The organism is Nonomuraea sp. NPDC003201 (assembly GCF_053590415.1).
In genome coordinates, this window is record NZ_JBSFTC010000345.1 from 1 (window position 1) to 10,911 (window position 10,911).

Annotated in this window: 8 protein-coding genes and 1 pseudogene; 6 read left to right on the forward strand and 3 right to left on the reverse strand. The window is 71.3% G+C overall.

Annotated features, from left to right (window positions below; all coding sequences use genetic code 11):
- Together cofH and ACWDX9_RS53115 are read left to right on the forward strand one after the other, a co-directional pair.
- A partial coding sequence (cofH, locus tag ACWDX9_RS53110) for a 5-amino-6-(D-ribitylamino)uracil--L-tyrosine 4-hydroxyphenyl transferase CofH (protein ID WP_449969676.1) occupies positions 1–1,316 on the forward strand: 1,316 nt, incomplete at its 5' end.
- A gap of 81 nt (positions 1,317–1,397) precedes the next feature.
- Positions 1,398–3,146 (forward strand): substrate-binding and VWA domain-containing protein, encoded by a 1,749-nt coding sequence (locus ACWDX9_RS53115; RefSeq protein WP_449969679.1) that lies wholly within the window; start codon positions 1,398–1,400, stop codon positions 3,144–3,146.
- Between the two features lie 40 nt (positions 3,147–3,186).
- On the opposite strand, the gene ACWDX9_RS53120 is transcribed toward ACWDX9_RS53115, so the two are convergent.
- From ACWDX9_RS53120 to cofD, 3 genes are all read right to left on the reverse strand, one after another.
- Entirely contained in the window at positions 3,187–3,924 is a 738-nt protein-coding gene (locus ACWDX9_RS53120; RefSeq protein ID WP_449969681.1) for a lytic polysaccharide monooxygenase, read from the reverse strand.
- 91 nt (positions 3,925–4,015) lie between these two features.
- Positions 4,016–5,293, reverse strand: a complete 1,278-nt coding sequence (locus ACWDX9_RS53125) for a coenzyme F420-0:L-glutamate ligase (RefSeq protein WP_449969683.1) — start codon at positions 5,291–5,293, stop codon at positions 4,016–4,018.
- Entirely contained in the window at positions 5,290–6,228 is a 939-nt protein-coding gene (cofD, locus tag ACWDX9_RS53130) for a 2-phospho-L-lactate transferase (RefSeq protein ID WP_355190746.1), read from the reverse strand. Before cofD ends, ACWDX9_RS53125 begins: the two co-directional genes overlap by 4 nt.
- Before the next feature lie 180 nt (positions 6,229–6,408).
- Here cofD and ACWDX9_RS53135 point away from each other — a divergent pair, with 180 nt between their 5' ends.
- The 4 genes and pseudogenes from ACWDX9_RS53135 to ACWDX9_RS53150 all read left to right on the forward strand — a co-directional run.
- Entirely contained in the window at positions 6,409–8,658 is a 2,250-nt protein-coding gene (locus tag ACWDX9_RS53135; protein WP_449969686.1) for a hypothetical protein, read from the forward strand.
- A gap of 317 nt (positions 8,659–8,975) precedes the next feature.
- Positions 8,976–9,236, forward strand: coding sequence for a WhiB family transcriptional regulator (locus ACWDX9_RS53140; RefSeq protein WP_020546325.1), 261 nt, complete (start codon positions 8,976–8,978; stop codon positions 9,234–9,236).
- A 117-nt stretch (positions 9,237–9,353) separates the two neighbouring features.
- Positions 9,354–9,602, forward strand: a pseudogene (locus tag ACWDX9_RS53145) (glycosyltransferase family 2 protein); the annotation flags it as partial.
- 11 nt (positions 9,603–9,613) lie between these two features.
- The coding region (locus ACWDX9_RS53150; RefSeq protein WP_449969689.1) for a glycosyltransferase family 2 protein at positions 9,614–10,911 on the forward strand (1,298 nt) is incomplete at its 3' end.

A 10,911-nucleotide genomic window follows, 5' to 3' on the forward strand; every position in this document is an offset into this window, starting at 1 on the left:
GGCCAGCGGGCGCTGCGGCCGGGGGCGCTGCGGACGCCGCTTCGGGCGCCGTGCCAGCCGGTGCCGCGTCGGCAGGCGTGTCGGCGGATGGCGTGGCGGCGGGCGGTGCTTCGAGCGGGGCCTCGCTCGCCGGTGCCGGGAGCGGGACGCCCGGGGAGGTGAGGCGGGCGTTGCGGCGGGCGGCGGCCGATCCGGGTGGGTTGAGTGACGCCGAGGCCGTGGCGTTGCTGGCCGCCGAAGGCGAGGCGCTGGACGAGCTGGCCGCCATCGCCGACGACCTCCGCCGGCAGGCCGTGGGCGACGAGGTCACCTACGTCGTCAACAGGAACATCAACTTCACCAACGTGTGCTACACCGGATGCCGCTTCTGCGCCTTCGCCCAGCGCAGGACCGACGCCGACGCGTACACCCTGAGCCTGGACCAGGTGGCCGACCGGGCCCAGGAGGCGTGGGACGCGGGCGCGACCGAGGTGTGCATGCAGGGCGGCATCCACCCCGACCTCCCCGGCACCGCGTACTTCGACCTGGCCAGGGCGGTCAAGGAGCGGACGCCCGGGATGCACGTGCACGCGTTCTCCCCCATGGAGGTCATCAACGGGGCCAGCCGCACCGACATGTCCATCCAGGCGTGGCTGGAGGCGGCCAAGGAGGCCGGGGTGGACTCGCTGCCCGGGACGGCGGCCGAGATCCTGGACGACGACGTCAGGTGGGTGCTGACCAAGGGGAAGCTGCCCGCGAAGGAGTGGGTCGAGGTCATCACGACGGCCCACAAAGTGGGCATCCCGACCACGTCCACCATGATGTACGGGCACGTCGACAACCACCTGCACTGGGTCAGGCACATCAAGCTGATCCGCAGCCTCCAGGAGCGGACCGGCGGGTTCTCCGAGTTCGTGCTGCTGCCGTTCGTGCACACCAGCGCCCCCATCTACCTGGCCGGGATCGCCCGCCCGGGCCCCACGGCGGCAGAGAACAGGGCCGTGCACGCGCTCGCCAGGATCCTCCTGCACGGCGCGATCAAGAACATCCAGTGCTCCTGGGTGAAGCTCCGCGACGACCTGTGCCACCAGGTGCTCCAGGGCGGCGTGAACGACCTCGGCGGCACCCTCATGGAGGAGACCATCAGCCGCATGGCGGGCTCGGAGAACGGCTCGTACAAGACGATCAGCGAGCTGCGCGAGATGGTCGAGGTCACCGGCAGGCCGGTCAGGCAGCGCACCACCGAGTACGGCGTCCCCACGGACGAACGGCTCGCGGCGTCCGAGGCCAGCGACGGCGTGTGCAAGAGCGTCCGGAGGGTCCTGCCGATGGCGTAGTTGTAACATGTTCTAACAAGGCTTGCGCCCGCCATGGGAGGCGCTGGAAGAATCATCACTCCCCTGGGAGAGAGGTTCACCGTGCGGTTAGGTCGGCACCGCGCTCCGCTGCCCGCTGAGCTGCGACGCAGGAAGGCTTTCCGGCGCGGCGTGCTGGCGGGCCTGACCGCGGTGGTCATCGTGGCCGCCGGCCTCGTGGTGGTGTTCGGCAGTGGCGGCCTGCTGTGCAGCACACGAGAGCCTGTTCTGGTCAGCGTCGCGGCGGCCGTCGACGTGGCCCCGGCGGCCATGGAGGCGGCCGAGCGGTTCAACGAGACGAAGACGTCCGTGGGTGGCCGGTGCGTGCTGGTCCAGGTGACCGAGCAGTCGCCGGCCACCGTCCTGCGTACGCTGATCGGCGACCGCGCGGGCGTCCTGCGCGAGCGGCCCGACGGGTGGATCGCGGACTCGTCGGCCTGGATCAGGCTGGCCCGCCAGCAGGGCGCGAGCGCGCTGCCCGCCGGTGAGAGCGTGGTGGCGACCTCGCCGCTGGTGTTCGCCACCCGCTCGTCGCTGGCCCAGCGCTTCTCCGTGGGGAAGACCGAGATGAACTGGCGGATGGTCTTCCCCGCCACCGTGCGCGGGCGGCTGACGCCCAACTCGGACGAGCCGGACGTCGTACGCGTACCAGACCCGTCGCTGGCCGGGGCGGGCATCGCGACCGTGGCCGCCGCCAGGGACGTCGTCGGCACGGGGCCGGAGGCGGACAAGGCGCTGACCGCGTTCGTACGGTGGGCGCAGGCCGGCTCCGCCCCCGACTACCGCAGCATGCTGGCGGCGGTCGACGACCACACGTTCTGGCAGCGTCCGGTCGTCATCGTCCCCGAGCAGTCGGTCTGGAACCACAACCAGCGCCCCTCCGCCGACCCGGTCGTCGCGCTGCACCCGCGCGAGGGCACGATCAACCTCGACTACCCGTACGTCGTCACCGCGACCGACCCCACGGTGGCCGAGGCGTCCACGGTCTTCGCCGACTGGCTGAAGGGCTCGCAGGCGCAGGAGATCGTCCGGCGGGCCGGGTTCAGGTCGGGCGACGGCACCCTGGGCCCCATCTCGCCGGGGCCGCAGATCCCCTCGGAGACCCCGAAGACCAGGTCGTCGGTGTCGTCGCAGGACATCGACGAGGCGCTGCGGGCCTGGAGCCGGCTGGCCCCGCCGACGAACATCCTCGTCCTGGCCGACACCTCCAAGCACATGGCCGAGTCGCTGAACGGCACCACCAGGATCAGCATCGCGCTGGACGCGGCCAAGATCGGGCTGCAGCTCTTCCCGGACTCGACGCACATGGGCCTGTGGGAGTTCGCCGAGGGGCTGGGCGGCCTCAAGCCCTACCGGGAGCGGGTCGGGCTCGGCCCGATCAACGAGCCCCAGACCGGACAGGTGGTACGCAAGAGCCGCCTCGCCGAGCTGACCGGCACGATCACCGCCCATCCCACCCTGGACAGCTCGCTCTACGACGCGATACTCGGCGGCTTCCGCAAGGTCACCAGCGAGTACCGCGAGGAGATGAACAACGCGCTCCTGGTGATCACGGCCGGCAAGGACGACGGCAAGGGCACGAAGCTGCCGGAGCTCCTCGACAAGCTGCGCCACGAGTGGAACCCCGACAAGCCCGTACAGATCATCATCATCGCCTTCGGCAAGGGTGTCGACCACGACAGCCTGTCGCGGATCACGGCCGCCACGAACGGCTCGCTGCACGAGGCCCAGGAGCCGGGGGAGATCATCGACGTCTTCCTCGCCGCCCTGGCCCGCCGGCTCTGCCACCCCACCTGCAAGCCGACCCCATGAGAAAGGGGGCGCTCCTGGCGGAACGCCCCCTTCTGGCTGGCTAGACGCGCTGCCAGAGCGCCGGGACGTTGGGCGGCTCCCAGCCGGCCAGCGCCGTGTGGGCCTGGATGCAGCGGTACGTGACGCCGTTGTAGGTGACGGTGTTGCCGACCGCGTACGCGGTGCCGGCCTTCCACGTGCCCGACGGCGTCGTGGGAGTGGGCGTGGGCGTCGGGTTGGGGGTCGGCGTGACGGTCGGGGTGGGGGTCGGGTTCGGGTTGCCGCCACCGCCGCCGATCTGCAGGTCGATGCACGAGTAGAAGGCGTTGGCGGTGTCGGAGATGTTCCAGATCGCCAGGACCTTCTGCCGGCCCGAGTAGCCGGACAGGTTGACCGTGTGCGAGACCGTCGCGGGCGGCTGCTGGCCGTTGCCGTTGAAGACGGCGACCCGCGTGTTGCCGATGTAGTACTCGTAGTTGAGCGTGGCGTGCCTGGCGGTGAACGTCCAGTTGAAGGTCACCGTGGTGCCCACCTGGGCGACCGGCCACGGCTTGCTCTCGTCGCTGAGCTGCGCGAACTGCGACAGGTTGGCGTGGCAGCTCCGCAACCCCTTCGGGCCCTCCACGCTCTGCGGCTCGTAGATGATGTTGCCGCAGTTGGGGACCTTGCCCTGGGCGCAGTTGGCCTGCCGGCTGGGTGGGGAGTTGACGTAGCCGTGCGCGAACGCCGGCGCCGTGTTGAACAGCGTGGTGGCGACGGCGATCACCACCACGGCGACTAACGTGAGCGTCCTTCTCATGAAGTTGCTCCTTCACATGGGGGGATGCCCCAAATGTAAAGGAAACTTTCCTAACGGTAAATGCCTGTTTGACCTATCCTTTCGGCCGTGGTCAGCGCGTGAGGATGAAGTCGTCCGGGTCGCGGGGAGCACGGTCGCGCGGCGGGGCGGCAGCGTGGCCGACGGCCACGCAGCCCATCGGGTCCCAGGAGCCGGGCAGGGCGAGCACCTCGCGGACCACCGGGCGGCAGAACATCGTGGACGACACCCACGCCGAGCCCAGCCCCTCGACGGCGAGCTGGATGAGGAGGTTCTCCACCCCGGCGCCGGTCGCCGCGACGAACATCTCCCGCTCCGACGCGGTGCGCCGATCATCGCGGTAGGTGTGGGAGCCCTCCATCACCAGGCACGGCACGATCAGACAGGGCGCGTCGCGCAGCACGTCGCCCCGCTTGATCCGCTTGGCGATCGACTGCTCGCTGAACCCGTCGCCGCGCAGGTCCTCGATCCACGCGTCGCGCATGGCGTCGAGCAGCTTGGTGCGCGTCTTCGGCGACTCCACCAGCACGAACCGCCAGGGGGTCGTGTGGTGCGGCGCGGGCGCGGCGATGCCCGCCGCGACCGCCCTGCGCACCTTCGCCGGATCGACCGGCCGGTCCGAGAACTCCCTGATCGTACGGCGGGCGAACACGACATCCCGCGACCCGTAGCGGAACAGGTCGTCGTCGGCCGGCCGCACCAGCGGCCTGACCCCGGGCCCGTCGTCGTCGGTGACCAGGTGGGACAGCCCGCGCACGATCGCCACCGGGACCCCGCCGAGCTTGCCCTTGACCAGCTCGGCCGCGCCCGCGATCTCGTCGGCCAGCGCGGTGACGGTGGCGTTGAGCTCGTTGCCGTAGCCGTCGGAGGTGCCACGGAAGTCGTCGAGCGGGCGCATGCCCGCCACTCCGATGGCCACGTCGGTGAGCCCTTCGCGCCACGGGCGGCCGAACGTGTCGGAGACGATCACGCCCGCCCGCACGGCCAGGCCCTTCCTGATGCGCCTGGCCGAGGCGTCGGAGTCTTCGGGGAGGAGGAGCACGGTGCCCGGCTCGGTGTTGGAGGCGTCGACTCCGGCGGCGGCCATGACGAAGCCGTGGCGGGTCTGGGAGATCACGGTGTCGCCCCGCCTGGCCACCACGCGCTCGGTCTCGTCCTCGATGGCCTGGGTGCGGTCGGGGGCCCGGCGGACGCGGCCCTCGGCCTTGCTGATGATCTTGGACGTGACGACCACGATGTCGCCGTCCCGCAGGCCGACGTCCTTGAGCAGCTCCGCGACGTCGTCGCCGGGCCGCACCTCGCCGATGCCCTCGACGGCGATCACCTCGAAACGCCGGGGGGCGCTGGTCATCGGGCGAGCTCCTGGGCCAGGTCGAGCGCGGTGCGGGCGATGTCGGCGGCGGCGTCGGCGTCGTGCATGAGGATCGGCCGGGCGATCACCCGTACGCCGTCGAGCGCGACCCCTTCGTCCTCTTCCGCCACCAGCCATCCGTCGATCAGCTCCGGGCCGTACAGGTCGAGCACGGCCTGCGCCGTCGTCTCCACCCCGATGGCGGTCAGGCAGGCGTCGGCCATGCCCCTGACCGGCGCGCCGCCGATGATGGGCGAGACCCCGACCACGGTCTTGGGCAGCAGGGCGTCGCGGATGCCCGGGACCTGCAGGATCGTGCCGATGCTCACGACCGGGTTGGACGGCGGCAGGATCACCACGTCGGCCTGCTCGATCGCGTCGAGCACGCCCGGCGCGGGCTTGGCCGTGTCGGCCCCCACCAGCGCGAACGACTGCGCCGGGACCGAGGCGCGCAGCCGCACCCACCACTCCTGGAAGTGGATGGCGCGCTTGCCGTTTTCGTCCTCGATCACCACGTGGGTCTCGCAGCGGTCGTCGGTCATCGGCAGCAGCCGCACGCCGGGCTGCCAGCGCGCGCACAACGCCTGCGTGATCTGGGACAGCGGGTAGCCCGCCTCCAGCATCTGCGAGCGCACGATGTGGGTGGCGAAGTCGCGGTCGCCGAGCCCGAACCACTGCGGCTCCACGCCGTACGCGGCCAGCTCCTCCTTGACGACGTGGGACTCCTTGGCGCGCCCCCAGCCCTGCTCCTCGTCGATGCCGTTGCCCAGGGTGTACATCACGGTGTCGAGGTCGGGGCAGACCCGGAGGCCGAACAGGGTGATGTCGTCACCCGTGTTGCCGATGACGGTGATGGTGGCATCCGGCGCGGTCGCGCGCAGTCCGCGCAGGAAACGGGCGCCGCCGATGCCGCCCGCGAGTGACACGATGTGCATGCCGCCAGTCTTCCATCGGCCCCTGACAACCCCGTCTCGGGTGTGGTTTTACCCCACTTGATATGAGAGAAGTGCCAGGTGTAGGCCGAATTGGGATGTAGGAGGTTCCTGGGACCCCCGCCACTCGAGTCGGTCATGTGGCAAACTCCCTTCGGGCTAAAGGGTCCGATGGGGGTACTTGTGAGCAAATTTGACGTCGCCCGGCTGAAGGAGCCGGGTGCATGGATCATGCTCGTCCTCGGCTTGCTGACCGTGCTGCTGGCGGTCGGCGACGTCCTGGTCGGCTCGTCGACGTCCCTGACCAGCCTGCCCAGGCGGGCGGCCGCGAACGTCCTGGACCTGGCGAACCCCGTCGTTCCCGCGCTGCTGCTCGGAGCCGTGCTGCTGGTCACCAAGGTCGGCGAACCGTCGCCCAAGGCCAAGCCGATCATGTACGGGTCGGCGGTCGGGCTGGTGCTGGCCACGGTGTTCGGCATGCTGTCGCTGATCCTCGGCCTGTTCTCCGGGTTCGGGGCCTGGCCGACGATGCAGCTGGTGCTCCTCGGCGTGCCTTCCGTCGCGTTGGTCGCCGTCACGCTGGTGTACCTGATCCCGCAGATCCTGCCGGAGCGGCCCGTCGCGCAGGTCTACCACCACCCGAACCTCGGCCAGCAGGCGCCCTGGCAGCAGCAGCAGTTCGGCCAGCCCGACCAGCCGCAGCAGCCCCAGCAGTTCGGCCAGCCCGAGCAGCCCCAGCAGGGCTTCGGGCAGCCGGAGCAGGCTCCCGGCTACGGCCAGGCTCCTTACGGCCAGCAGCCGCCCTCGGGCGCGTACGGCCCGCAGCCGGGCTTCGCCCAGCAGCCGCCGTCCGGCCAGCAGCCGCCGTCCGGCCAGCAGCCGCCGTCCGGCCAGCAGCCCGGTTACGGGCAGCAGCCGCCTTCCGGCCAATACGGCCAGCAACCCCCGTCGGGCCAGTACGGCCAGCAGCCCCCGAGCTTCGGCGGCCAGCCCGAGCCCCAGGCCGCGCAACCGGAGCCGCAGCCCCAGCTGCACGTGATCAGGGGCGCCCTGCCCGCCGCCCCCTCGGACCAGAGCCAGCCCGAGCAGCCCTACCCCGCGCCCAGCTTCGGCCCGCCGGAGCAGGGCCAGCCGGACCAGTCCTACTCCACGCCGAGCTTCGGCTCGTTGGAGCAGGGCCAGCCGGACCAGCCCTACGCGCCGCAGAGCTTCGGATCGGCCGACCAGAGCCAGCCCGAGCAGTCCTTCGGCCCCCAGGGCTTCGGGTCGGGCCAGCCCGAGCAGCCCTACGCTCCCCAGGGCTTCGGATCGAACCAGCCTGAGCAGCCCTACGCCCCGCAGGGTTTCGGGTCGGGCCAGCCTGAGCCGTCCTTCACCCCGCAGGGCTTCGGACCGGGGGAAGCGGGCCAGGGCTACTCCTCGCCGAACTTCCAGCCGGTGGAGCAGACCCAGCCCGAGCAGCCCTTCGCTCCCCAGGGCTTCGGACCTGGCCAGCCCGACCAGTCCTATGCCCCGCCGAGCTTCGGCTCGCCGGACCAGGGCCAGCCGGACCAGGCCTACGCCCCGCAGGGCTTCGCCCCGTCGGCCTACGCCCCCGCCGACACGGCCCCCTCGGTCCCCTCGGCCCAGGAGTACTCCACCCCGCCGGCCGTCGAGTACCAGCCCGCCCCGTACGTACCGGCCGACAGCCAGCCGAGCGCCTACGGCCAGTCCAGCCCCAACCCGTACGCGCCGCCCGGGACCGACCAGCCCAGCCCGTACGCCCCGTCCGCGGACCAGCAGCCCAATCCCTACGCCCCGCCCGCGGACCGCCCGAACCCGTACGCGCCCCCGGAGGCCGCGCCCAACGCGTTCGCCGACCAGGCCTTCCCGACGCCGGCCGGCGACACCGCGCCGAGCGTCCCCTACCCGCCGGCCGCCGAACAGCAGCAGCAGAGTTACTTCGGCCAGAGCGCCTTCGACCAGCAGGGCGGCCAGCCGTTCACCGGCTACTCGGGCCGCGAGTACGCCACCCCGTCCGCGTACCAGGAGCCCGACCCGCCCGTGGACCCGCGCTCCCAGCAGCTCATGGACGCCTACCAGCAGGCGGAGACGTACCAGCACTCCACCGGCCAGCACTCGACGGTCCAGCACTCCACCGCGGGCACCCAGCCGGAGCTGCGTGTGCCCGACTACTCCAGCCAGGCGCCCAGGTCGTACGAGGACCCGCTCGGCCACCCGCAGCACCTCCAGCAGGGTGGTTACGAGCCCCAGCAGGGCCAGTACCGGCCCACCCACCAGGCGCCCCAACAGCAGCAGCAGCCCTGGCCCCACCAGGCGGAGCCAGTCGGCGACGCGACCATGCGGCTCGACTCCACCCCCTACGGCGCGCGCCCGGGAGACGACCCGATCGACCCTACGGCCATATACACGCCCAACGAGCCCCGCAGGTAACGGACCGGTAATGAACGACTAGAGAGAAGGTGGGGCCTGGGCGGGTGTCTATCCCGCCCTGGTACGGTTCGGACCGCTGACAGGTTGAACGAGCCTTACGACGCCGCGCGCAAAAGGGTGTCGGCCGGGCGTGAACATCACATGCCAAGCACACCGGGGCGAGCTCTGGTCTTTCCCCGGATAGCTGCATGCCGCTTGACGTCAGCTACAGCACACGCGTGTAATTACAACCATGTTGTTACGCCTTCCGATGGGTGGGTAATAAGGAAGGCGTCCATGGGGGGCTCCATTGCGGGCGGGCGGCAGGGAGGTGTGCAGTGACCGATCCGGTCATCGCACAGGATCAGCTTGACGCTGAAGAACTCGGCTGGCAGGAGCGCGCGTTGTGCGCGCAGACGGATCCGGAGGCGTTCTTCCCGGAGAAGGGCGGCTCCACCAGAGAGGCCAAGAAGGTCTGCCGATCGTGCGAGGTCCGTGCAGAGTGTCTGGAATACGCACTCGAGCACGATGAGCGGTTCGGCATCTGGGGTGGGTTGTCCGAGCGGGAGCGCAGACGGATCAAGCGCCAGGCCGTTTAGGTATATGGGCGGAAGGGTCACGCGGTCGAACGCGTGACCCTTTCCGCATCTGCTGTCCCAGCTGTCCCAGGTATATGGTGGGCGCGCCTGCTCTACCCCCCTCAGGAGCATCCGCCCATGTCACGTCCCTATGTCACCGTGATCGTCGTCGCTCATGACGGCGCGCGCTGGCTGGGGGAGACGCTGCGTGCTCTGGTGAACCAGAGTCGCAGGCCGGACCGCGTGGCCGGCGTCGACAACGGCAGCAGGGACGGCTCGGCCGACCTGCTCGCCCAGGCGTTCGGCCGCGGCAACCTGATCTCCCTGCCGCGCTCCACCGGCTTCGGCGAGTCCGTCGCCGAAGTCCTCGCCAAGCTGCCGCCCGCCGGAAGCGACGAGTGGATCTGGCTGTTGCACGACGACTGCGCCCCGACAGGCGCGCGCTGGAGGCGCTGCTCACCGCGGCGGCGCAGGATCCGAAGGCCGCCGTGCTGGGCCCGAAGCTGCTCGACTGGCTCGACCGCCGGCGCCTGCTCGAAGTGGGCGTCACCGTGGGCCGCACCGGGCGCAGGGAGACGGGGCTGGAGCCGCGCGAGTTCGACCAGGGGCAGCACGACGGGACGCGGGACGTGCTGTCGGTGTCCACGGCCGGGATGCTCATCCGGCGCGACGTGTGGGAGCGGGTCGGCGGGCTGGACCCGTTCTTCCCGCTGTTCCGCGACGACCTCGACCTGTGCTGGCGGGTGCGCAACGCCGGGCACAAGGTCCTGAACGTGACCTCCGCCGTGGCCTGGCACGCCGAGGCGGCGGCCCGCAGGCGGCGCAGGATCACGGTCAGCGGCGACCATCCCCGCAGGCTGGACAGGCGTAACGCGATCTTCGTGGTGATGGCGAACCTGCCGTTCGGCGCGATGCTCTGGGCGCTGCTGCGGAACGTGCTCGGCTCGGCCCTCCGCACGGCGCTGTTCGTGGTGAGCAAACAGCCCGCGAACGCGCTGGACGAGCTGGCGGCGATGGCGTCGATCCTGCTGCATCCGTTCCGGCTGCTGCGGGCGCGCCGGGCCCGCCGCCCCGCCGGAAACAGGCAGGCCCGCAAGAAGGGATATATCCGCATAAAGCGGTTGATGACCCCTCGGGGCGCGGCCTGGCGGCGGCTCATCGACATGGTGCGGAGCTTCCTCGCCGGCGAGGCGCCCGTGGACTCGACGGGCCGCCACCACCACGCCACCGCCACCGCCTCCACCTCCGCCGAGGACGAGTACGAGGTCGTGCCGGCGGACACCGGCGCGGTCAAACGCTTCCTCAGCCGCCCCGGCGTCGTCCTCATGCTCGCGCTGACCGCGGTCGCGCTGGTCGCCGAACGCTCCCTCCTCGGCGGCGAACGGCTCGGCGGCGGCGCCCTCGTCCCGGTCACGGGCGGCGCGGGCGACCTGTGGGCCTTCTGCACCGAGGGCTTCCACGACATCGGGCTCGGCTCGAACGCCTGGACGCCCCCGTACGTCGCCGTGCTCGCGGCCCTGGCCACGCTCGCGTTCGGCAAGACGTGGCTGGCCGTGTCCGTGCTGCTGCTCGGCTCGGTGCCGCTGGCGGGCGCGACGGCGTACCTGGCCACCCGGCACGTCATCCCGGCGGTGCCCGCGCGGGCCTGGGCGGCGGGGACGTACGCGCTGCTGCCCGTCGCGACGGCTGCTCGGCT